Consider the following 23,129-nt stretch of genomic DNA (forward strand, 5'->3'; position numbering starts at 1 on the left):
ATGTAACTTTTTCCAAATGAGGGACATGCATTACTATTGCGTGATTTGCCGAAGTCGTGCTCGTTGGTAGGCACCTCACGCCATTAAGTGACCAGTTCGCCTTCCTTCGCGAAGGTGGCCTCCCAGTGCCAAAGAGGACACGGGTCTACTTCCATCATCACGAACAAGTTAAACCTGCCCCCAAATGTTCCCTCGCGGGAAATCGGACGGGTAGAAACCTGAACTTGATCTCTCGACTTAATTAGTGTTCATATGAACACAATGTGTCGAAGGTTCAAAGTACGGCGGTCAGATGTGGAAACAGTGGCAAAGCACTTCGCATTGCCCGGAGACGGAACTCAAGAGGTTCTGCGAGCGGCTCCCGGAATGGTGCTGCCAGTTGTCCATCGGCGAGGGAAAGGCGCTGCCTTCTGCGAGCTTGCAAAATGGGGAGTCAGCACAGAAACGCGGGGAAAGCCCGTGCAATCGCCGGAGTGCCCCGTTGAGAGCACAACTCAAAACCCGCAGTGGTCCCACGCTTTCGGTACATGGCGCTGCCTGGTGCCATGCGGCGGGTACTACGAGTGGTTTCGCGACCGGGCTAAGGTCTGGCACCCCTTTCTTGTCTCAGAGCGCTCCGCTCAACCCCTGGCCATTGCGGGCGTGTGCATGGCTAACCCCGATGACGCCGGGCAGTACCGAAACGAGTTCGCTGTGGTTACCGCCCCTGCCGGTGCCGCCGTGGAGTGGATGCACATCCGGCAACCGGTGTTTGTACCGTCCAGTCGTTGGCGCTCATGGTTGAATCCTAGCCCTTCTTCGCGTGATTTTCTGGCGCGGGAATTCGTGCCCTACTCTCAGTCGTTGCCTTTGAAAATCGCTCCAGTGTGCCGCCGGGTGAACTATCCACGAACGAAGCTCACTCCCGAGGATCTTGCTGCTCGCCCTTGGTGGCAACCTGAAATGCTGCGCATCTTGCAGATGCTACATCGTCAGAGAATGGCTACCGCAGAACTTGCCCAAGCACTCGCACTAACTGTTGAAGAGATAGCGGCAACGCTTGGACTGCTGGAGGACATGCAACTTGTCTGGAGAGATCCGATTCCCTGGAGGAATGCAGACCCGGCAGAGCAACAGCATTGGAGCCTCAACCGCTACTAACCTCTTTGCCATGCCCCGCACATCGCGAATTCGTGAAGACATTGCCCGAGCTACATTTGCCTTCCTGGAAGCTGGCACAAAGTGGTATGGCATCACCTTCGGAGGTATGCTGCTCTGCGCAAAGTATGAGCCCGATGAACCCCAAGCCTACGGGATTGTCTCTTGGGAGAGGCTCACCCCCCAGAAGGTGGCGGACGCGCTATGGTCCCTCAAAGAACAGAAGGGGGAGGACTTGCGGGTGCACGAACTGACCAGTGGCGAAGTGATCCGGGCATGGGACGAAATGATTTTGGCATCACCATAGGAATTTCGCGCCCCATGTCCTCACCGTGCGTCCCCGTTCGTCATCCTATTGACCATTCCGAAAACCTAAACGTACATTCTACTATGAAGCGTCGCGATCTCATCAAGCAAGCTCTGCTCGCGGCGGCGGGTACTTCCGTCGCAGGCGCATCCCTGACCGCCCCCGAGGTCACGATGTCCCCAGTTCTGCAAAACGTCTCCACGCCCGTTACGTTGAAGGCATTCAGGTTTGACCATCTGGGCCTATGTTGCTCCGCCACGGATGCCGAATCTGCTCGTAGATTCTTTGAAAAGTATTGCTTTGAAGTGGTGTCGCCAAAGGATGTCGAGGAGCTTACGGGTCTTCAGCTGCGAAGAAAGGCGCACTTCTTCGGCATCGATACGTACCCCTATGAAGACTTCCACCTACTGTCTGACGAACTGGAGGTTAGAGGAGAGGCTGGACTCAGTGAGCCGGATTGGTTCTATGACAAGATGACCCTCCCGCCATGGGAGCCGAGCAAGAAGGGAAGTTGGACACGGTGCCGGGGGACCGAATTCACGCCCCCCGCTGGCGAGCTTGTATGGACAACCGATAGAAAGACGGTGCGCCGGGGTAAGTGGTATCCGCACGAAGAGTGTCTCTTTGACTTCGAAGGTTGGATGCCGGGAGAGTGGAAAGACATACACGGGGACAAAATTCCCGTGGTGACTGATTGGTTGGAGTACGACTTTTACAGAGACGTGCCAGCGCCTCCTCACGCTTGACCACCGTAGAGGGGCACTCTACAACCGTTCCAGCACCGAATCCTTCGTATGTGCGGACGCTACCGGCTCAAAAATGCAGACGTGATGTCTGTGGCTAACCTCGTGGGAGTCAAAACCTACGAGGCACTCGTAAAACTGGATCGAGCTCTTGAGCGTGGGCGCGTCCGCTACAACGTCTCTCCCACGCAGTTCGCGCCGGTCATTTACAGACACGAGCCCGACGGCGAGCTAGCGTGTGAGGATATGCACTGGGGACTCTTGCCTCCCTGGGCCGACACACCCAAACACGGGTATAGCACCTTTAACGCAAAACTTGAGACGGTTGCCACGCTGCGTTCCTTCAAGAACGCATTTCAGAAGCGCCACTGTTTGGTGCCAGCTAGCGCCTGGTACGAGTGGCGAAGCATTGGCGGTAGGATTCGGCAGCCTTATCTACTGACGCCTCCCAATGAGGAGCCGGTTTGCTTCGCGGGCATCTGGGAGGCGTGGAGGCCGCCCACGGGAGACGTGACCATCAATAGCTTTTCTTTCCTTCTCACCAACGCGAACACCGCTGTGCGCCCGCTTCACGATAGGATGCCGGTATTCGTTCCCGAGTCGCGCTGGCATGAATGGCTAGACACCCAAGGCACCGCCGAATCTCTAGCGTTGGTTCACGGCTCTCTCATGGAGTACACGCGGGAATTAGATCCTAGCATCACGCCCGTGAATCGGGAAATGAGCAACTCCAAGAACGAAGGTGCCGAGGCCGCCGCGCCGATACCCTGGGATCCTTCAACCGATCTCGTGCCACGAGGACGGGTGATTGAGGCGCTACAGCACGCGGCGGGACCCACTACCATAGACGCGCTTGTGAGCGTAACGGGCTATGAACGCGAGCTCCTACAGCTACTACTCATCGAACTAGCCACCGATGAGCAAATCGTGCCAATACGTCACGAAGGAGAAGAACTGCCAAGGTGGGCGTTTGATGGCACTGTGCCGGAGGAACTGATCGTGAAGGTGCCGACGAACAAGCCGGGCGTAAAATCCGCGAAGAAAGCAGCTCCTAAACGAGAGGGTGATTTGTTCGGTTGAGCTTCCTCGCCACTGGTGGCCTCTATCACGGTGGGATCTGCGAGAGCGTGTTCATCAGAACATAAAAAAGACAACATTTGTCTTGTCACCCGCCGTCTTGTCTGCTGATGTCTTGACCGTGATTGACCTCGGGACATGGCTTAGGAAGCTAAGAGAGGCTGCGCGTGAGCCGCTTAGGCTCACGGCAGCCGCACTCAACATGGACTCGACGCACTTAAGCAAGATTGAGCGAAACGAACGCCTACCCACACTCCCACAGGCTCTTGCTCTTGCCTCACATTTTCATATTGAGCCGCGCGACATGGAGGCCCGATGGGTAGCAGCGCGAATCCTGTCTCAATACGGAGAAAATCCCGCGCTCAGATCGGCATTAAAGATCATATCAACCTCGCTCACGAGACCCGCACCGCAACCAAAATGACCCCCAAGAGAACTCCCAAAAAGGCACACATACCTGCTAGCTCGTTACTTGTTGACGTGCCGGAGGGCTATCTGCGCGACTACGTGTCGGGAGAAATCGTAAGGGCCACAGCGGAAGAAATCGATGCTGTGCAGGTGTTCTCTCGGCGTCTGGTGGAAGACTATGGCTATCCCCTAGAACATGTTCAGACACGCCCACAACATCGTGTTCGCCGCTCACCAAGCGATTCGGAAAGAGCGTATCCCGTGGACATCGCAGTGTTCAAATCTGAGGCTCGCACGGAAGACTCGGTCTTTCTTGTTGTCGAATGCAAGAAAAAAACGGAAAAGGACGGGGTCGCGCAACTAAAGTTGTATCTCGACATGTGCCAAGCCGAAGTGGGCGTGTGGTTTAACGGTTCAAGCCACAAGTATCTCCGAAAGGTTTACGATAGGAAGGGCGGGCGAACGTATCAAGTACTGCCTAACATCCCTCGGTTTGGACAACGGATCGATGACATTGGCCTCTATCAACGCAAAGATCTAGTCAAACCCTCAAACCTCCGAGCAGTCTTTAGGGATATTCGCAACCATCTAGCGGGCATGACTGTTGGCATGACTCGGGATGAATCTCTTGCGCAAGAGATCATCAACATCCTCTTTTGTAAGATCCTGGACGAACAAGAGACTGCACCAAACGAAGCAGTTACATTCCGCGCGGGGGTCAACGAGCCGCATGAAGAGGTGCGCGAGCGCATCGTGACGCTTTTCGAGCGAGTGAAAACAGCGGTCTATGATGAGGTGTTTGATGCATCAGACACAATAAAACTCGACGATGAGAGCCTGACTTATGTAGTGGGTGAACTACAAACATACTCGGTAATGGAGGCCGACCGCGACGCCATCGGGGACGCGTTTGAAGTGTTTATTGGACCTGCGTTGAGGGGCGCAGAGGGTCAATTCTTCACGCCGAGAAACGTTGTGAGCATGATCATCGAGATGCTAGATCCTGTCCCTGGCGAAAAGATCATTGATCCCGCTTGCGGCTCAGGTGGCTTTCTAATCACTGCGCTAGAACACGTTTGGGCAGGCGTCGCGGAAAAGGCAAAGCGGCTCAATTGGTCGGAAAAACAGAAAAGCAGGGCCGAGATTGAGGTGGCCACAGAGTGTTTTAGGGGAATCGATAAAGATGGCTTTCTTGCGAAGGTCTGTAAGGCATATATGGCTCTCGTGGGTGATGGTCGAGGTGGAGTCTTCTGCGCGAACGGGCTCGCACGCCCTGGTGAATGGCCAGCCATGTGCCGTCAACGAATCAAGCTCGGGACTTTCCAAATCGTGGTGAGCAACCCGCCATTCGGAAAGAAGATTGTGGTTAAGGGAGAGGGCTTGTTGTCTCAATATGGCTTTGGGCACAAATGGCGAAAGAACGAAAAAGGCAGGTGGTCGAAAACGGAGATTGTTCACGAAGAGCATCCGCCCCAATTGCTTTTCTTCGAGCGTTGTTTGCACCTTCTTGAGGATGGGGGCAGGATGGGCATTGTATTGCCGGAGAGTGTCCTGGGCAATCCTTCCTATGAGCACTTCATGGCGTTCGTTCTTGAGCATTGTACGCTGGAGGCAGTCATCACCATGCCTGAAGCTCTTTTCAAAACGAGCGGTAAAGGTGGCACACACACAAAAGTTTGCGTGCTGATCCTTAGAAAATGTCCGGCTCCTGCGCGGTATCGCATCTTTATGGCAGAGGCTCGTTGGTGCGGGCATGATTCCCGAGGTAATCCCACGCTGAGACGGGAGCCGGATGGAAGCGTGAAGTTGATGGACGATATACCTTTGATCCTTGCGCGCTATAAATCTCTAAAGGAAGGCAAGCGTGTCACGCAAGACCATTTAGGTTTCTGGCTTGATGCAAAGGCAATCAAGAACCGCATCCTGGTTCCCAAGTACTACAATCCTGAAATCCAGACGTTGCTTAAGCGTTCTGCGAGCACTCATCAACACGTATCAATTCAAACCCTCATCGACGAAGGGGTTCTCAGGGTTGAGACTGGCACTGAGATTGGCAAAATGGCGTATGGCACTGGCTCAATTGCATTTGTTCGTACGTCGGACATCTCGAATTGGGAGGTAAAAGTCGACTTCAAGCATGGCCTTAGCCAAGCACTGTATGATTCGCTTCCAGAGAAAGCGAAGGTGCGCGCAAATGACATCCTTGTTGTTCGTGATGGCACGTATCTGATTGGAACTTCAGCAATGGTATCTGAAAAAGATCTTCCTATGGTCTATCAAAGCCATTTACTCCGACTGCGGGTCGTAGACGAGAAGAAGCTTTCTCCCTGGCTACTGCTAGCCGTGCTAAATTCTCCGTTCGTGAAAATGCAAATCCGAGCGATGCAGTTCACTCAGGACATCATCGACACCATAGGCCGAAGGTTCTTTGAATTGATCCTTCCGTTACCAATTGATAGGAAAGAGCAACTTCGCGTATCAAAGGAGGTCAGACAAATTATTGAGGAGCGTGCCGCGTTACGCGATAAGGCTCATGAGCTAGCGAAACGAATCGGCGTTAAAGGTGAAGAGGTGCAACTCGAACAGGAGTTTGAGGCTCTGATCGAATCCGACGAGTTTGACTGACGAAAGGTGTCTTACCCTCCCTACGAGGGTGAGGACTTCCTGTGATCCCAAGTCTCAATTGCAAAGGCTACGAGGGTATGTGCGGAGTGAATTGCCAGTCGCGCATGCCTTCCCTTTAGGTTGTACGACTTCCTGCCACGACCGTGCACTGAGCCTGTGTGTGTGCGAAATGCGGCAAGTCCGTCCACCACTGATATCAAACCGGTGAGGATGCGTTTCAAGTCGTCATCTTCGATTGCAGAAGGGTCCAGCCCGAGGTGCTTCTGTACCGTGTTCCATAGGGGCTTTACGGTTTGGTCCTTAGGCTTTTCCAATTGCTCATCTTCGATGTACACCTTACAGAAAGCCTCTAGAATGGCACACGCGGCAGCGACGGCGGCAGGCGGATCGACCTCTACGTGCTTTAATGCGCGCTCAAACTCAATATTGAGAGAGTCCAACTTCCGGCCTCTCAATACCCCCTCTAGTGTGCGGGTAGGTGCAGAAACCGAAACGCCCACGATGTGGCCTCCTTCTCCATAAGATAGACCATGTTTGCCAAGCACGGTGCGAATTCGCTCACGAGACTCGTTGATGATTTCTGGGGAGTAAGAGTCCACCTCCATCATTTCGTGAAGCAAGTGGCCTAACGCGGCTTGTGCATCCACACTCGGATCACGGTTTATGGCCTTCATCCAAGTTGTGCACTTCAGCGGTTTTGCACCTTCCGGCGAATCGCCGGGCGCGCCCGCTTCCATGAAAAGCACATCTAGCTTGGCGTGCGTGTAGAGCTCAGCTAGCTCGCGGCTCACTACTGCGACAACGGGAAGAGGAATCTGAAAACGCTCCATGGCAGGCTCAGCGGCTAGTATCTTCGGTGAGTTGTCGGGGTTAAAGGAGTTATCGGGGTAGGGTGGAAGCGCGCGGGCGAATCCTGATGCCTGCGAGTTGTGGTGCACGTTTGGTGCACTTTCCAAAGGCGAAAGTCGGCAAAAGCTGCGAAAACGCGGGGAAACATCGATCCGTGCTTGTTTCTACGTAATCGGCTTATAATGAGCCGTTAAGAGTGGCGGAGGGAGAGGGATTCGAACCCCCGGATACTTGCGCATCAACGGTTTTCAAGACCGCCGCCTTAAACCACTCAGCCATCCCTCCTTGATTTGTACTTGGCATGGGAGCCAGTCCAGTCCATCCTCTTACACTGGGCTGGGAAGATGAAAAGCATTTTCCTGCTTGATTTTTCACGTCTGCTCGCCAGACTGCCCGTCCACTTCATTTCTAGTTAAAGTTCGAATCCTTTTATCATGGTCGTCATCCGTCTCCGCCGCGAAGGCACAAAGAACCGTCCGTTTTACCGCGTTGTTGCCGCTGATCAGCGTTTCAAGCGCGACGGCCGTTTCATCGAGTCCCTTGGCACCTATGACCCGGGCGCAGAAAAGGGTGGCGTGACCCTCGACGTGGAAAAAGTGCAGTCCTGGATCACCAAGGGCGCCCAGCCCACCGACACGGTGCGTGCTCTGTTCAAGAAGGCCAAGGCCGCTGCAAACGCCTGATTGGCGTTGCTTTTCCTCTAAAGTTTGTTCTTTCTAAACCCGTTGCTGCGCTCGTGGAGCAGCAACGGGTTTGTCTTTTTGCCACGGTTCATTGATACTGCCTGCCATGGATGCCCCGGAAGCGCTGCGCGAGTTCCTCATGTACGTCATTGCGAACCTGATCGAGCATCCGAAACAGGCCAGCATCGCCGTGGGGACCACGCAGGCGGGAGCCATCTCCTACCGCATCCACCTCGCGCCGGAGGACGTGCGCCGTGTGGTGGGGAAGAACGGGTTTACCATCAGCGCCATCCGCTCCTTGGTGAATGTGGCCGCCACCAAGTACGGCGTGAAGGTGTCCCTGCGGGTGGATGGGGTGCGCGAGGAGGAGTTTCAGACGCAGGGTGCCGGGGCGGCTCAGGCACGGGTGGGGGACAATACTGACGCGGAGCAGGGTGGGGAAGGGGAGGAGTAGACTCCACTTCGAGAGTCACTTGGGACGAGAAAGCCACAGGCAATTGTGGATGCCCAACGTGAAAAGCAGAAGCGCCATGGCAAACGATGCTGTGGATAGGACGTTGTCCACAGTATGGAATCTGAGGGCGGCCGATTTCGACTCCCAAGAGTCTCCGGTAAATCTGGGCATGGATCTTTCGCTAATGGTCGCGAATTCAAGGCAGAAGAAACACAGGCAAATGCATGCCAGTGGATGGAATTTGTACAGGCATCTCAGCACGGCCCCTCATCTTAGCCGAACACCGTGAGGCCGATCCAGACTGAATTTTCACCCGAGCACTGCCAAAACCATCTTGCGCATTGGCACGCTCTTGGCACGTTCGCGGCCATGATGTCGCTGTTGCTGCGTGTTCGTGTGCTTGCCCCCGCGCTTGCCGGATTGCTTCTCGCCTCTTGTGCAGGGATTCGCCGGGAGCCGTATGTGGTGCAGGAGCCCGGATTCCTTGCCCCGGTGGAGTACGCGCAAAAGGCCAGCGTCATCGCGCCACGAATCTATCGCGACTACAACCCGCATACCTTTGCCGTAGTCAGCATCGACAAGGTCTACACCCGGACCATGGTCCGTGCGGCCGATGAATTGCAGCCGGAGCCTCCGCCGCCTTACCCCCGCACCATGCAGACGATTGAGGTGGCAATGGAGCAATCCAAGATTCCCCCAGGCAGGTGCTTGCGCCAGTGCACCGGGCCGTGCCAGTGCCTTCCCCCACGGCCGCGCAAGGCCATCACGTTTGAGTTCGAGCCTTCGGGTGAGTTCATTTACACCACGCACGTGACAGGCCCGAGGACGACGAAATACCGCCGGGATGAGTTCGCCTGGTGGCCGTCTTCCCGGCGGCTGCACGGGACGGTGCACGCCGCAAAAAGGTAAACGCAAAGCAGCGTAAGCAGCAAAGGAGAACGAGAGGGAGTCCAGCGCATGAGGAGGTCGGTCTCCCGACCGGACGGAGATTGGCGGGTTTTCTACCCACTGCTTTCGACACTCCCTGCGCTGAGCAATCAAGTGGTGCTGCAGCGATAGACCGGCAGCTCACGCGGTTCGCCTTCCAGCAAAGTGCTCTGAGTACCAACCCGCTGGGCGCCCATCCGTTCGTAGAAGCTGGCGGCATTGGGGTCTGACTCGAGTTCAAACGCGGAGAATCCACGTGCCCGTGCCCGTTGCTGGGCGTGGCGAAACAGTGCTCGGCCAACGCCGTGACCCATATCTCCGGGCAGGACCCAGAGGTCGTGTAGGAAGAGGGTGTCCTCATCAAGTTTGAGGGATGCGAAACCCACGCTGCGCTCCCCGATGCGGGCGACAAAGGTCTCGTTGGCGATGATCGATGCCGGAGTGGCCGTGAGGGATTCCTGCCAATGGGCGATCCAGCGCTCCGGGTAACTCCAGTGGCGTTTCGCGGCGAAAGCGATCGCGGTCAGCGTCTCTGCCTCGGAGGGACGGGCGGGAGTGATGCGGATGTCTACCTTATGGGACACGGGTTGAGAATACCATGGAACTCGCTCCCTGCTGAGGGAAAGGCGGGTACGTGGGACATCCGTGAGCAAGAATTCCAATGGTCGTGAAAGACGCCGTTTTCACAGGCGTAATGCTTTCCGTCCATGAAAACTTCCGCGACACAGCGCACGACTTCTGCCGGCAAGGCTTCTTCTACGAGTGATAGCGCCGACGGCAATGGCAACGGTCATGCCTCGCTGAACGGAAACGGGAATGGCAATGGTGCCGGCGTCAGCGCGACCTCACCTGTGGCGGAGTCCGAGTCCCAGGCGCCTGCCTTGCAACGTGGCCTGGCCGTACTGGAGTTCCTCGCGGGACGGGAAGAGGGTGCCACGCTTTCGGAAATCAGCGCCGCGCTGGGCCTCTCCCCAGCATCGAGCTTCCGCCTGACGGGGGTGCTCGAGGATTCGGGGTATGTGTTGCGGGAGGAGACCTCGCGGCGCTTCCGGCTCTCGCGCAAGCTTCTTCGTCTTGGCCAGCCGCAGCATGAGGGGCGCAGTCTGGTGGAGAGCTGCCTGCCCGCCATGCGTGAGGTGCTGGCACAGACAGGAGAGACCGTGCAGCTCTGCTGCCTGGCGGAACATGAGTGCGTGATGATTGAGCAATTGGCCTCCACGCATCCCTTCAAGTACATCGTGGATCTCGGCTCGCGTCCGCCCATTCACTGCTGCGCGCCGGGGAAGGCGATGCTGGCCTACCTGCCGGAGCCCGCGCTCAGCGCCACGCTCGCGGCGACCACCTTCAACGCTCACACGCCGCGCACCCTGGCCACGCCTGAGGCGCTGGTGGAGTCCTTCGGGAAGATTCGCGAGCGCGGCTTCGCCGTGGATCAGGGCGAGCACTTCGAGGGCATCCATTGTGTGGCCGCGCCGCTGCTGGATCGTCATGGGCATCCCGTGGCGGCCATCACCATTGCCGGACCCTCCACCCGCATCCAGGCCCGCCGATTCATGGAGTATGGCCGCATCATGAAGCAGGCCGCCGCCCAGGCAGCGCTGCGTTATCTTGGCTGACATCTTTTTGGAAACGAGAACCCCGCACGCTCACGCTCACGTTTCTCATGCGCTCCTCACACGCATCCCACCCGGCACTCATGCGCTCCATCCGCATGAGTCTTGCTGTTGCTCCTGCTCTTACTCTCGCATTCGCAGGGTTCGCCAATGCAGCATCCACACCCGCGACCGGCGCTGTGAAACCCACGCCTGCGCAGATTGAGTTCTTCGAGTCCAAGATTCGCCCCGTGCTCGTGGGTGAATGCTACGACTGCCACGCCGCGAAAAAGGAGAAGGGCGGCCTGCGCCTGGACTCGCGTGAGGCCATGCTGGCCGGTGGTGACAGCGGCGCGCTCTTCGTGCCCGGCGATCCGGAGAAGAGCCTGCTCATCCAGTCCCTCTCGCACACCACGCCGGAGAAGGAACTGCACATGCCCAAGGACGGAGCGAAGCTGGAGGACAGCCGCATTGCCGACTTCAAGAAGTGGATTGCCGATGGTGCACCCGATCCACGCGACAAGCCTGAGCCCGTGCTGAGCCCGGAGCAGTCCTGGGAACAGGCACTCGCTACAAGGAAACAGTGGTGGAGTTTCCTGCCGGTGAAGGCCACGGAGCCACCTGCGGTGAAGGACAATGCATGGTCGCAGCATCCCGTGGATCGTTTTCTTCTCGCGAAGCAGGAGTCGCAGGGACTGCAACCCACGAAGGCAGCATACCCCGCTACGCTCATCCGTCGTGTGTCTTATATCCTGACGGGACTGGCGCCCACGCCGGAGGAAATCGAAGCCTTCAAGGCAGCGTCTGCGAAGAATCCGGACACCGCGCTCAGCGAACTCATTGACCGCTTGATGGCCTCACCGCACTACGGGGAGGCGTGGGCCCGGCATTGGATGGACTGGGTGCGCTATGCGGAATCGCACGGAAGCGAAGGGGACTCGCCCATTCCTTACGCGTGGCGTTATCGCGACTATCTCATCCGCGCTTTCAACCAGGATGTGCCGTATCCGCAGATGGTGCGTGAGGCCATCGCGGGAGACATGCTGAAGAGTCCGCGTGTGGATGCGGAAAAGGGCATCAATGAAAGCGCGATCGGCATCGGCCAGCTTCGCATGGTGCTGCATGGCTTCTCGCCCACGGACTCTCTGGATGAACTGGTGACCTTCACGGATAATCAGGTGGACACGGTGACGAAGGCCTTCCTGGGGCTCACCGTCTCCTGCGCGCGATGCCACAATCACAAGTTCGATGCCATCTCACAAGCGGACTTCTATTCGCTGTATGGCATCTTCACCAGCACGCGGCCGGCGGTGATTGATGTGAATCTGCCGGATGTGGGCAAGGTGCAGCGCGCAGAACTCACCAACCTGAAAGGTGAGATCAAGAACGTGGTCGCCGAGGCGTGGCTCACTGCGGCGAAGGACCTGCCCACTATTCCGGAGAAGCCCGTGCCTCCCATGCCAGACGGTGTCATTCAACACTGGGACCTGCGGAAGGAGAAGTGGTACACGGATGGCCATGGCGTGCAGCAGGGCGCGACGAAGGCGGGTGAGTTCAGCATCGCGCCGGAGGGTGACCGCGTCATTGCAGGCATTCATCCTGCCGGTGTCTTCAGTGACTTGCTTTCCACCAAGGACCGTGGGGTGCTCATGTCGCCGCGCCTGAAGAATCCGGGCGGCAAGCTCTGGATGCGCAGCGCCGGCGCAGGCATGGCGCGTGCCCGTTATGTGGTGCAGAACTATCCCCGCACGGGCACCATTCACAAGGCGAAGGACTTCAAGGATGAGCCGGGAGATGCACGCCTCGCGTGGCGTGAGCTCGACCTCGAATACTGGAAGGGCGACGATATCTTCATCCAGTGCACTACCGTGGCAGACCAGCCTGCCGAGACGAAGCTGGATGCGCGCTCGTGGTTTGGCATCACAGATGTGGTCATCACGAAAGGCGAGCCGCCACCTGCGGTTTCCATCCATGGAAATCCCACCGAGGCGGTGCAGGCCTGGCTCAATGGCAGCGTGACAGATGCCCAGGCGGAGTTGCTCGACTCGCTCCTCGCCGAAGGGAAACTGCCGAATGATGTGAAGAAGATTCCAGCCGCAGCAGCCCTGCTGGCGAAGTATCGCGAGATCGAGGCCTCGCTGCCTCTGCCCACGCGCGCACCCGGTGTGCTGGAAGCAGAGGGGCATGATGCGCCGATGTTCGCGCAGGGAGACCACAAGCGCCCCGGTCCCACGGTGCCGCGCCGCTTCCTGGATGGCATTTCTCCTACACCCTATCACACCGCGAAGAGCGGCCGTCTGGAGCTGGCGGAGAGCATGGTGGCTCCTGCGAATCCGCTGACTTCGCGCGTGATGGTGAACCGTCTCTGGCAGGCCGTCTTTGGCAATGGTCTCGTGGCTACGCCGGATAACTTCGGCCGTCTCGGTGAGCCACCCTCGCATCCTGAGCTTCTCGATTATCTTGCCAGCCGCTTCGACTCGGAGAAGGGCAGCATCAAGGGCATGCTGAAGTTCCTGCTTACCACGCGGGCCTTCCAGCTCGACTCGGAGGCTGCGAGCACTGCGGCGCAGAAGGACCCGCAGAACAAGCTGCTCACGCATTTCACCGTGCGTCGACTCGAAGCAGAATCTATTCGCGACAGCATTCTCGCGCTCTCCGGCAAGATGGAAGAGAAGATGTATGGCGAGTCGGAGGGAGGCGGTTCATACCGTCGCAGCGTGTATGTAAAGGTGGTGCGCAACAGCCTGGATGACTTCCTCACCGCTTTCGATGCGCCCGTTCCCAGCGCCACGCGCGGTAGGCGTGACTCCACCAATGTGCCCGCACAATCCCTCGCGCTGCTGAACGATCGCAAGGTCATCAACTGGTCCGGTTACTGGGGCGTGAGCTCGTACAAGAACAAGGAGGCCAATACGGATGAGGGGCGGGTGCAGCGTATGTTCCAGGAGGCCTTCGGTCGTGCGGCCACGGAGGCAGAGGTGGCGCAGAGCATCGCTTTCCTCGGTGCGTCTTCGCAGGTGGGAGAGCAGCAGCAGGCGGAGCTTGCGCGGTTGGAGAAGACGCAGAGCGATTTGCGCAACCGCATCGAGTCCGTGCTCGCGCCCATGCGGAGCAAGCTCACAGAAGAAAAGCGCAGGTCGCAGGGTGCGCCGCCTGATTTGACCGATGTGCCGGAGCCTCTTGCGGAATGGGATTTCGAAGATGGCCCGAATGACCTGAAGGGGAAGTTGCCGCTCACGCTGGAAGGTGGCGCGCGCATTGAGCACGGCATGCTGATTCTCGATGGTAGCACGGCTTTTGCTCGTACGGCGCCCATCAAGCAGCGCCTGCGTGGGAAGACGTTGGAGGCCTGGGTGCTGCTAAATGAGTTGGAGCAGCGCGGTGGCGGGGTGATGACCGTGCAGGATCTGCAGGGGAATGTGTTCGACTCCATCGTCTATGCGGAGAAGGAGGCGGGCTGCTGGATGGCGGGCAGTGACTTTGGCCGGCGCACAAAGGCTTCTGGTGGTGAGGTGGAGCGCGATGCGTCACAACGCGCCGTGCATGTGGCCATCTCCTGGGACTCGAATGCCCGCGTGAATGTCTATCGCGACGGCCAGCTCTATGGCCGTGGATTCAAGACGGACGACGTTGCCGTGTTCGAGCCCAATGCTTCACAGGTATTGCTGGGCTGCCGTCACGGTACAGGTGGTGGTAACCGGTTGCTGCGTGGGAAGATTCTGCGTGCGCGTCTCTATGACCGCCCGCTGCGGCCCGATGACATCGAGATGACCCGCAAGATTGAGCAGACCGTCGTCACCGAGCGCGATGTGATGGATGCTCTCACCGAGGCTGAACGTGCCAACGTACGCCAGTGGCAGGATGAATCCGAAGCCCTGCACAAGAAGCTCACCGTGCTGCGCGAGCAGGTCGCCAAAGCCAGTGGACCCGAGCAGGCGTGGCAGAGCTTGGCGCTCGCGCTGGTGAATCTGAAGGAGTTTATTTATCTGAAGTAAGTTGGGTCATCGGTCAAAGGTCAACATTCAACGTTATGAATACCCCCCACACCCGCCGACAGATGCTCCAGCGTGCCTCCACCGGCTTCGGCATGGCGGCACTGACTGGACTCATGAGTCAGCAGCAGGCGAAGGCCGCGGCTTCCGAAGCGTCAACGGCAGCACTGGCGCATCGCGCGAAGAAGTTCGCGCCAAAGGCTCGCAGTGTGATCTTCTGCTACATGTCGGGCGGTGTCTCGCATGTGGACTCGTTTGACCCGAAGCCGATGCTGGCGAAGTATGCGGGGCAGCCGATGCCGGGTGAGGTGAAGCGCACGCAGTTCAATAACAACGGAACGGTGCAGCCCGCGCACTGGGCTTATAAACAGTATGGCCAGAGTGGCCTGCCGGTGAGTGACCTCTTCCCGCATATGGGCTCCGTGGCGGATGAGCTGTGCGTGGTGCGCTCCATGACGGCGAAGTTCAGCGAGCACGCGCAGGGAAACTTCTTCATGCACACGGGCTTCCCCTTCCTGGGCTATCCCAGTGCCGGCGCATGGACGAGCTATGGCCTCGGCTCGGACTCGAGTGATCTGCCGGGGTATGTGGTGCTGCAGAGTGGTGGCGCCGCAGCGCCGCATGGTGGCGTGGGTCTTTTCAGCAATGGCTTTCTGCCTGCGATTCATCAAGCGTCCATCGTGCGCGCGGATGAAGGCGAACCGGTGGATAACATCCAGCCACGTGAGCCCGCCGCGATGCAGCGCAAGCGTCTCGACTTCATCGGCGCGATGGACAAGAACTTCGCACGTGCCGTGGATAACAACATGCACGTGGAGGCGGCCATCAAGAACTACGAGATGGCCTGGCGCATGCAGTCTGCGGTGCCTGAGCTCTGCGACATCACTGGTGAGACGGAGAGCACGAAGAAGATGTACGGCATGAACGATGCCGACCCGAAGACCGCGGCCTATGCGCGCCAGTGCCTGCTGGCCCGTCGTCTTGTGGAGCGCGGTGTGCGGTTCATCGAGTTGAGCAGCCTGGGCTACAACATCGGGGGTGGCAACGCTGCGAACCCCTGGGATCATCACGGCGACTTGGTGAAAGGTCACGGCAAGATGGGCTACCAGGTGGACCAGCCGATCGCCGCACTCATCAAGGATCTGCGCTCACGCGGGCTGCTGGACAGCACGTTGGTGATTTGGGCAGGTGAATTCGGTCGCACGCCTTTCGCTCAAGGCGCCAATGGACGTGACCACAATCCCTACGGCTTCTCCATCTGGATGGCCGGCGGCGGTGTGAAGGGCGGTCATGTTCACGGCGCCACCGATGACTTTGGCTACCAGGCCGTGGAGCAGGTGAGCAGCGTGTACGATCTCTGGGCCACGGTGCTCTACCTCATGGGCATCGACCACGAAGCATTGACCTACCGCTACAGCGGTCGTGACCTGCGTCTCACGGATGTGCATGGGCACGTGATGCGCGGGGTGATTGCGTGAGGGATGTCAGTTCCCGCTGGGTCGGAGCTTCACGCGCTGCTCGCCAATGGCCGCAAGCATGTCGCGCACCTTCTCGCAGTCCTTGATGCCACGGACAAGGAATCTATTTCTCATGCCGTGACTCGTGGTGAGCAACAGCAAGGCGTGTATCCCATGGCGACGCATGGCAGTATCCTGAAATACCGCGTAGCTGGCAATGGTCCGGAAGTGCAACTTCGTATCTTGGAGGTCGCCACCCAAGTTCATGCTCCCGTCTGAGATGCCTCCGGTAAAACGGCGGATGTGGAGAACAGAATCCCCGACGGAGAGACCTTCGCAATCAGCCTGACGGAGCAACAGGCCTCGCTGGCGGATGAAGTAGATGGCGATGGCGCACCCGTAGCCAAGCACCGCGATGATGAGAAAAATCCAGCCCGCCCCCAGGGTTGCCAAGGGAAGCGTGCCCCACGCGCGCTCCGCCACGAGATTGAAGAAGATGATCATCACCTGGATGCCAAGCATGATGCCTGCGACGACAGCGAAAGTGCCCAGCGCTTCAGAGCAGAGATACTTTCTGAGACGGGCGTGATCAATCTCAATGGGCATGGGGTTGACCACCTCCCCATGCGCGAGGGGAATCTCCTGCGTCATGATACCTCCCGAATGCGATCGACTTCGATGAGCATGTCGCGGATTTTCTCACAATCCTTCACCGCTGGAATGCGCAGGGTAGACCGGAAGCCACCGGCGGTGGTGGAAAGTTGCAGCGAGGATATGCCGTGCTGCTTCATCGTAGCATCCTGAAGCACCGCATAGTCCACGATGGAACGGAAGTGGAGCTTCTGGTCCAGCCACCCGCCTTCATACTGGCGGACACGGAGGAAGGCGCCTTCCACGGATACCTCCCAGGCATCCACTTCGCGATCCGTCAAGCGGCGTCCCCACCTGGCATGGGCAAGAAAGCCGAGTGCGAGCAATAGCACGACACTGGAGCCGAGACGCGAAGCCACAAACGCAAGTGTCTTCTCGTCCGGACGGACGTGCCGACTCAACTCCACATTGATGATGCACACGCCAATCAATAGTCCGACGAATCCGGTGAGGATTAGGGTGGTGTGCAGTCGCCGCTTGTGCAGGAATTTCCTGAGTCGTTCTCGATCGATGTCGATGACGATGTTTTCGGGATAGGGATCTGTCATGTATGGCTCACCCTGCTGAAGGAACGTTGTTACTCACAAGCGGGTGATGAGTTGGACAGTCGGATAAGTCGGCGGTGTGGTCAATGACAACTGGACAAAACCGGATTGAGTGTTCGTGACTGTCCCATCTTCAGCCTGTTGCGAGGAGGTTGAGGTGAATCTCCAGGTGCGCCACGGCATCCGTAACTTGTGCATGCGCAGGACAACGCTTCGCAAGCCGTAGCAAGCGAGTGCTGTCGCGTGAGATAGAATAGGTGCCGGTCACCAATCTTCGATAGCACTATGAAAGCAGGAGTGTCGTATTCACGTTTCGCCGTCGTCCGCTGGAGGATGTCAGCTTGTTTCCTCGCCATTGTTACCGGGCTTTTCGCCACGGGGACTCCACTGGTCCCGAACGCGAGAGCGGATGCTTTTACCTTGGGCGCGAGCCAGGATTCCATGGCGTATTCCTTCCTCTCCAGTTGGGCGATGGAGTCGCTTTATCCAAACCTCATCGCTCCAGCGAATACTGGCACCGCCTCCAATCACCACATGTCGGCGTTTCTTCAGTTCGATCTCACGCCCCTGATTGTGGAGGCGCTGGCAGGCGACGACATTATTTCTGCGACCATGCGTCTCTATGTGCTCAGTGGCGCCGAGAGCGGTTTTGGCGCCGGGCCGAGTGCAACCTACCCGGTGTCTTTCGACGTGCGTTTGCTGGAAGGTTCCTGGAACGAGGCGACGCTCACCTGGAACAATCAGCCTGGTGGGGCTTACAACCCTACCACTACGTCGCCACCCGGCACCATTGTCGCGACTTCGCCCACGATCACCAATACGGGTATCTGGGTGGATGTCGATATCACCGATATCCTGACGGGCTGGCTGGACGATCCGGCGACCAACTACGGCCTGCGCCTGACGCAACCGACCGAAGTGCGCGACTCAGGAGGCGCTTCGGTCTTCCCGAGCTTTGCCTCTTCCGAATACGCCACTGAGAGTTACCGTCCGCAGCTTGTCGTGCAGACCGTGCCCGAGCCTGAGACTGCGGTATTGTTTGGACTCGGTGTTGCTGGTTTCCTCACCGTCAGGCGAAGGAATAGGTGAAAGGGGGCTGTGGTGCCTGGAGTGATGGCTTCTTAGTTGGAGCGTTGGGTTACCGGCTCACTTCTTCTTCACCGGTTCCAGTACCTTCACCGTGACTTTCTGCTCATCCGCAGGGCGGATGGGTGTCATCAGGCGCACGCAGGTGACGACGGCATCCGTGACTTGCTGCACGGTGAAAGGATAATCTTCCGGTGCCTTCGCGGTGGTGGCATTCACGGTGATGATGAGATGCGAGACATCGCCCTCGCCATCCTCGGTGGCTTCTACCTTGATCCCATAGACAGAGGCGATGTTCACATCCTCCTTGTCTTTCCAGGAGCCGTCTGTGGGTGGTGTGAAGGACTTGGTGATGGCGGCATAGGTCCCTTCAGGAGAAGCATAGGAAGACACAAAGGGCACGTCAGCGATCTCAATGAGCGGGTCACCGTCTGAGCCATGGAGATAGAGCGGCATCTTCACCGTGAACATGCCCAGTGAGGTGGCCTCTGATCGGGAGGGGCCGAACAGGGCAGCGAATGCAAATGCGAGCAGAAGCAGAGCGGAGAGGGTGGGCTTTCTTGAGTTCATCATGGCAACCAGGTGTAAAAGCTGGAATGGGGCATTGTTTCGCCATGAGGTGGAAGAATCAAGCCACGATGCGATGCGTACGCCGGAAGACGTATGCGACTGTGGGGCGGGAGTTCGTCAGATGGCTCTCGCGACTAATCCTTCCTTTACCTGCATCATGGAAAAAATCTTCGATGGTCTTGTGCAACAACCCAGTTGCTTCGCCCTATGCCATTACTCGATCAACTTGAGAAGCTAAGTGAACCCGGCAATCCCCAAGGCGTTTGTGCGCTTTCAGCCGCCATCACTGCTCACGTGCTCGTGCATGGGCCGCGATCACTTGAGGATATAACAAAACTCTCGCTCCCTCTTGAACTCGGTGAGAGGCAGATAAATCCGCAGCGTGTCAGGACCGGGGATGAGGATGACTCCCCACTTGATGTCTCGAAACTTCCCTCTGGGGATCCTGATATCTGGAAATGGAAGAAGAAAAACGAGGGGACCGAGAAGCAGATGGCACAGCGTGGCGGTGAAAACTTGCTCAAATGGCTGAAGAACACCGCGAAGCCCGGGGTGTATGCGGCTACTATGGCGGATCCTGGTGACGAGGATGACACCCATCACTTCAACTTCGCCAAGACGGACGATGGCAAAGTGTATCTGCTCGACTCCAGCATACAGAACTTCAAGGAGCTCAAGGGGCCTGAAGACGTGGGCATGCTCCTCATCGCGCAGTTGAAAGGTAACAACGGTGAGAGCGAAGAGGAGGAGGAGAAGGTGGGGGAGGAACTAAACTTGGACGAACTGGAGCTGGAGGAGGTGACCCTTGACGACTTGGACGTGGACGAGCCTCTGAGTCCGAAAGTGGAGAAGCAGACTGGTGAGAAATCGAGCAAGATGGAAAAGGAGCCTGAGAACGATAAGGAAGAAAGCCAGGAGGAAGAGCTGAGTATGGCTCCATTTTCGAAGGTCTATTGCTCCAGCAACATGAAGCTCGACTACTGCGGCCCGCTTCACCCGGAGTGCGCTCTGGAACTCCAACAATCTCTCAAGAGGTCCGTCCGTCAGGACTACAACCCTTCGGAGAAGCCTGGTACTGGCCAGAAGATAACGGTTACCCACAACTAGAGATCAGAAAAAAATCCAAGGCGAGCGCAGGGCCAGCCTTGGATTTTGTAATGGATGGGATGAGAGGGCTGCTTACACCTCCAGCTTCGTCCACGCCGCGTTCGCCTGCGAGCTCTTCACCACGGCTTCGATGAAGGCCATGCCGCGCACGCCGTCTTCGATCTTTGGGTAGTCGAGCGCCACTTCATCCGGTGTGGTGCCGGCGTTGACGGCGCGGATGTGGCTGGCGAAGTTCTTGTAAATGTTCGCGAAGGCCTCGAGATAGCCTTCCGGGTGGGCTGGGGGAGTGCGAGTGGCGGCAGCGGCGTTCTTGCCGAGGTAGCCATTCGCGGTGCGGTACACTTGCATCGGCTGGTCGAGCCACTTCACGAGCATGGTGTTCGGCTCATTCTGGTGCCACTCGATGCCGCCCTTCTCGCCGTACACGCGGATGTTGAGGTTGTTCTCTTCACCCACGCTGATCTGCGAGGCGTGGAGCACGCCCTTGGCGCCGTTGTCGAAGCGCAGGAGCACGTTGCCGTCATCATCCAGTGCACGGCCTTCCACGAAGGCGGTGATGTCTGCGGCGAGTTCCTTGATGTGCAGACCGGTGATGTATTCGGCGAGGTTCTCGGCGTGCGTGCCGATGTCACCGATGCAGCCCGCCGCGCCACTGCGCTTCGGGTCGGTGCGCCAGCCAGCCTGCTTCTGGCCGGAGTCTTCCAGCTTCGTGGCGAGCCATCCCTGGGGATACTCCACCACCACCTTGCGAATCTTGCCCAGCTTGCCGGCCTTGATCATGTCGCGAGCTTCCTTCACCAGCGGATAGCCGGTGTAGTTGTGCGTCAGGCCGTAGAGCTTGCCGGACTTCTTCACGATGTCCAAGAGCGCCTTGGACTCTTCCAGGTCAAAGGTCGCCGGCTTGTCCGAGAGTACGTGGAAGCCCGCCTCCAGCGCTGCCTTGGCCGGGGGGAAATGCATGTGGTTCGGCGTGACGATGGAGACGAAGTCCATGCGCTTGTCTGCGGGCAGTGCAGCTTCCTTCTGGATCATCTCCTCGAAGCTTCCGTAGCAGCGCTCCGCGGGGAGGTAGAGGTCCGCACCGGAGTCCTTCGACTTCTGTGGGTCCGAGGAAAAGGCGCCGCAGACCAGCTCGATCTGGCCGTCCATGTTTGCCGCGATGCGGTGCACTCCGCCAATGAAGGCGCCTCTGCCGCCGCCGACCATGCCGTAACGAATCTTTCTGCTCATGAGAATGCTGTGCTGTAGTGTGACAATTGACCTTTTGTGAAGAGGGCGAGTGTGGAGCAGGGTGGGGGAGACGGTCAAGGGCGGGTCACGAAAAAGCCGTCGCTCCAGAGTCTCCCCTGGGCTGCGTCTCTCCGCCGTCGCTCAGAAGCAGTGGGCCTGGGACCGCGACCTCTGTGGTCGCCCGGGATTTTGTCTCACCCGGCAGCGTCTCGCCGCCATCCATTCAAATGTCAAGTAGGAGGGGCGTACCCGACCGAGAGGTCAGGCAGCGCCAGCCACGGTGGCCACGGTGGCCAGCACCATTCTGGCAGCCTCCGTTAGATAAGAGACGTCGATGCTACCCGGCTTGTCCGCCGTGGTGTGATAGCCGGGATTTTTCCCCGCCTCGTAAGCGCCGATGCAAGCAAATCCCTTCGCCTCAAAAGGCATGTAGTCGCTGTTCCAGATATCGGTGTGCTCCACTTCCAGACTGGTGTAGTCCGCTGCAGCTTGAGCCATCAGCAGTCCATACGCTTTGGCTGCCGGATCATTCTGGGGATTTCTGTTTCCTTGATCGTATTCCACGATGATGCGGGCGGGGTTGGCTGGATCGGGAAAGGAGATCATGTCCATATTCACCACCACGTCGATGGGCCAAGCTTCAGCTGCGGCAATATCGGCACAGGCACTCGAGCCGAAGAGTCCCTGCTCCTCGCCTCCGAAGGCGGCGAAGAGCACGCCCCGGGTGGGGTGCGTGCCATGGAGGATGGCGGCAAGCTCAAGCAGGGCGGCTATGCCGGAGGCATTGTCATCCGCGCCCGGCGCCAGGCCATCAGGATTTTCTGAGAGGGAATCGTAGTGCGCGCATACGAGGGTGAATCCCTGGCTAAGGTCTCCGAGAGAGCAGAGCACATTGCGCTGGGGGCTGCCTCCCTGTACCTGAAAAGGCTGGAAGCGCACTTGGGACTGGGTGTAGCCCATGGCAAGGAACTCGCCATGGATCCACTCCGGGACCTGCGCAACGGCAGGAGAATAAGTCCACCGTGTGGGAAAGCTTGCGAGGTGGCTCACTCGTTCCCTCAGACGGTCCTGGCTCACCTGGTTCACCAGTTGCACCATGGCTGGGCTTAGCTGCTTGCTCTTGTTGGCTTGGCTGGTGAAACGACCCACGGCTTCCCCCTGCTTCCGGCAGCAGGGGGAAAAGGCGAGGTTCCGCGAAATCAGGGGCACGAGGTCTGCCAGATTATCCACCTCGCCGGTGGTTTGGCCCGGCCCCTTGAAATGGATGGCCATCATGCCAAAGCCTCGAGCGGCAGCTACATGGCCGGCATGTTCCGTAATGAAGAGGGCGTGATGCAGGTCGAACCCCGGGGCAGCCTTCTCCACGGTGCGCTCAAAGAGCCTCTTCGAAGGCTTGCTTACTCCGAGTTCGCTAGAGAGCGTAACCCGCTCCGAGACCGGCTCGAAGAAGGCGCGAATGCCGAGTGTTTCTAGCAGCGTGTAGTATCGGGTTTGAATGGCATCGAGCGGATCTTGCGCGGTTGGAGTGAAGTAGTCGGACAGCAGGCACATCACGGGGGCATCTCCCCTGTCATCGCGCATGTTCCGTACGCTGGTGAGCATCTCGATGGCTCCGGGCAGCAGCACATCGTCATGCTCCAGCGTATCGCCGAGGTCAAAAATCACGATTCTCATGGGCTGGTGCCAGGT

Annotated in this window: 20 protein-coding genes and 1 tRNA gene; 13 read left to right on the forward strand and 8 right to left on the reverse strand. The window is 58.2% G+C overall.

The annotated features are described in order from the left end of the window. Nucleotides 1-261: 261 nt before the first annotated feature. The 5 genes from G5S37_RS08975 (at nucleotide 262) to G5S37_RS09000 (ending at nucleotide 6,297) form a co-directional block, all read left to right on the forward strand. The gene (locus tag G5S37_RS08975; protein WP_240914910.1) at nucleotides 262-1,140 is read left to right on the forward strand and encodes an SOS response-associated peptidase family protein; all 879 of its coding nucleotides are present in this window, start codon (nucleotides 262-264) and stop codon (nucleotides 1,138-1,140) included. Between the two features lie 10 nt (nucleotides 1,141-1,150). Further along, the gene (locus G5S37_RS08980; protein WP_165202874.1) at nucleotides 1,151-1,444 is read left to right on the forward strand and encodes a hypothetical protein; all 294 of its coding nucleotides are present in this window, start codon (nucleotides 1,151-1,153) and stop codon (nucleotides 1,442-1,444) included. 83 nt (nucleotides 1,445-1,527) lie between these two features. Then, nucleotides 1,528-2,190, forward strand: a complete 663-nt coding sequence (locus G5S37_RS08985; protein WP_165202876.1) for a hypothetical protein — start codon at nucleotides 1,528-1,530, stop codon at nucleotides 2,188-2,190. Between the two features lie 48 nt (nucleotides 2,191-2,238). Then, nucleotides 2,239-3,267 carry an SOS response-associated peptidase gene (locus G5S37_RS08990; RefSeq protein ID WP_165202878.1) on the forward strand — a complete coding sequence of 343 codons (1,029 nt, stop codon included), beginning with the start codon at nucleotides 2,239-2,241 and terminating at the stop codon, nucleotides 3,265-3,267. A 312-nt stretch (nucleotides 3,268-3,579) separates the two neighbouring features. Beyond that, entirely contained in the window at nucleotides 3,580-6,297 is a 2,718-nt protein-coding gene (locus G5S37_RS09000; protein ID WP_240914841.1) for an N-6 DNA methylase, read from the forward strand. Between the two features lie 20 nt (nucleotides 6,298-6,317). On the opposite strand, the gene G5S37_RS09005 is transcribed toward G5S37_RS09000, so the two are convergent. Both G5S37_RS09005 and G5S37_RS09010 read right to left on the reverse strand, forming a co-directional pair. Then, nucleotides 6,318-7,127: an abortive infection family protein gene (locus G5S37_RS09005; RefSeq protein WP_165202884.1), complete on the reverse strand. Its 810-nt coding sequence runs from the start codon at nucleotides 7,125-7,127 to the stop codon at nucleotides 6,318-6,320. Nucleotides 7,128-7,343: 216 nt separating this feature from the next. Further along, a tRNA-Ser gene (locus tag G5S37_RS09010) sits at nucleotides 7,344-7,431 on the reverse strand. 146 nt (nucleotides 7,432-7,577) lie between these two features. Between G5S37_RS09010 and rpsP the strand changes: the two genes are divergently transcribed. The 3 genes from rpsP to G5S37_RS09025 all read left to right on the forward strand — a co-directional run bounded on the left by rpsP (nucleotide 7,578) and on the right by G5S37_RS09025 (nucleotide 9,192). Further along, entirely contained in the window at nucleotides 7,578-7,829 is a 252-nt protein-coding gene (gene rpsP / locus G5S37_RS09015) for a 30S ribosomal protein S16 (RefSeq protein ID WP_165211472.1), read from the forward strand. 106 nt (nucleotides 7,830-7,935) lie between these two features. Next, the gene (locus G5S37_RS09020) at nucleotides 7,936-8,283 is read left to right on the forward strand and encodes a KH domain-containing protein (protein WP_165202886.1); all 348 of its coding nucleotides are present in this window, start codon (nucleotides 7,936-7,938) and stop codon (nucleotides 8,281-8,283) included. Between the two features lie 369 nt (nucleotides 8,284-8,652). Continuing rightward, nucleotides 8,653-9,192 (forward strand): hypothetical protein, encoded by a 540-nt coding sequence (locus G5S37_RS09025; protein WP_165202887.1) that lies wholly within the window; start codon nucleotides 8,653-8,655, stop codon nucleotides 9,190-9,192. A gap of 128 nt (nucleotides 9,193-9,320) precedes the next feature. On the opposite strand, the gene G5S37_RS09030 is transcribed toward G5S37_RS09025, so the two are convergent. Further along, a complete protein-coding gene (locus G5S37_RS09030) occupies nucleotides 9,321-9,794 on the reverse strand; it encodes a GNAT family N-acetyltransferase (protein WP_165202889.1) in 474 nt (157 codons plus the stop codon). A 123-nt stretch (nucleotides 9,795-9,917) separates the two neighbouring features. On the opposite strand from G5S37_RS09030, the gene G5S37_RS09035 reads away from it, so the two are divergent. The 3 genes from G5S37_RS09035 to G5S37_RS09045 are packed head-to-tail and all read left to right on the forward strand — an operon-like array spanning nucleotide 9,918 to nucleotide 16,272. Next, a complete protein-coding gene (locus tag G5S37_RS09035; protein WP_165202891.1) occupies nucleotides 9,918-10,826 on the forward strand; it encodes an IclR family transcriptional regulator in 909 nt (302 codons plus the stop codon). Between the two features lie 47 nt (nucleotides 10,827-10,873). Then, nucleotides 10,874-14,797, forward strand: a complete 3,924-nt coding sequence (locus G5S37_RS09040; protein WP_165202893.1) for a DUF1553 domain-containing protein — start codon at nucleotides 10,874-10,876, stop codon at nucleotides 14,795-14,797. A gap of 35 nt (nucleotides 14,798-14,832) precedes the next feature. Next, the gene (locus G5S37_RS09045) at nucleotides 14,833-16,272 is read left to right on the forward strand and encodes a DUF1501 domain-containing protein (RefSeq protein ID WP_165202895.1); all 1,440 of its coding nucleotides are present in this window, start codon (nucleotides 14,833-14,835) and stop codon (nucleotides 16,270-16,272) included. Between the two features lie 6 nt (nucleotides 16,273-16,278). Here the strand turns inward: G5S37_RS09045 and G5S37_RS09050 are convergent, their stop codons facing one another. Together G5S37_RS09050 and G5S37_RS09055 are read right to left on the reverse strand one after the other, a co-directional pair. After that, nucleotides 16,279-16,902, reverse strand: a complete 624-nt coding sequence (locus tag G5S37_RS09050; protein WP_165202897.1) for a hypothetical protein — start codon at nucleotides 16,900-16,902, stop codon at nucleotides 16,279-16,281. Beyond that, nucleotides 16,899-17,450 carry a hypothetical protein gene (locus G5S37_RS09055; protein WP_165202899.1) on the reverse strand — a complete coding sequence of 184 codons (552 nt, stop codon included), beginning with the start codon at nucleotides 17,448-17,450 and terminating at the stop codon, nucleotides 16,899-16,901. Before G5S37_RS09055 ends, G5S37_RS09050 begins: the two co-directional genes overlap by 4 nt. A 438-nt stretch (nucleotides 17,451-17,888) precedes the next feature. Between G5S37_RS09055 and G5S37_RS09060 the strand changes: the two genes are divergently transcribed. Continuing rightward, nucleotides 17,889-18,536: a DNRLRE domain-containing protein gene (locus tag G5S37_RS09060; RefSeq protein ID WP_165202901.1), complete on the forward strand. Its 648-nt coding sequence runs from the start codon at nucleotides 17,889-17,891 to the stop codon at nucleotides 18,534-18,536. Between the two features lie 57 nt (nucleotides 18,537-18,593). On the opposite strand, the gene G5S37_RS09065 is transcribed toward G5S37_RS09060, so the two are convergent. Then, the gene (locus G5S37_RS09065; protein WP_165202903.1) at nucleotides 18,594-19,106 is read right to left on the reverse strand and encodes a hypothetical protein; all 513 of its coding nucleotides are present in this window, start codon (nucleotides 19,104-19,106) and stop codon (nucleotides 18,594-18,596) included. Nucleotides 19,107-19,310: 204 nt separating this feature from the next. Between G5S37_RS09065 and G5S37_RS09070 the strand changes: the two genes are divergently transcribed. Next, entirely contained in the window at nucleotides 19,311-20,210 is a 900-nt protein-coding gene (locus G5S37_RS09070) for a hypothetical protein (RefSeq protein ID WP_165202905.1), read from the forward strand. 72 nt (nucleotides 20,211-20,282) lie between these two features. Here G5S37_RS09070 and G5S37_RS09075 read toward each other — a convergent pair whose 3' ends face one another. Both G5S37_RS09075 and G5S37_RS09080 read right to left on the reverse strand, forming a co-directional pair. Further along, nucleotides 20,283-21,440 carry a Gfo/Idh/MocA family oxidoreductase gene (locus G5S37_RS09075; RefSeq protein ID WP_165202907.1) on the reverse strand — a complete coding sequence of 386 codons (1,158 nt, stop codon included), beginning with the start codon at nucleotides 21,438-21,440 and terminating at the stop codon, nucleotides 20,283-20,285. A gap of 261 nt (nucleotides 21,441-21,701) precedes the next feature. Next, a complete protein-coding gene (locus G5S37_RS09080; protein WP_165202909.1) occupies nucleotides 21,702-23,114 on the reverse strand; it encodes a M20/M25/M40 family metallo-hydrolase in 1,413 nt (470 codons plus the stop codon). Nucleotides 23,115-23,129 lie beyond the last annotated feature (15 nt).

It is taken from the genome of Roseimicrobium sp. ORNL1 (assembly GCF_011044495.1).
Taxonomy (GTDB): domain Bacteria; phylum Verrucomicrobiota; class Verrucomicrobiia; order Verrucomicrobiales; family Verrucomicrobiaceae; genus Roseimicrobium.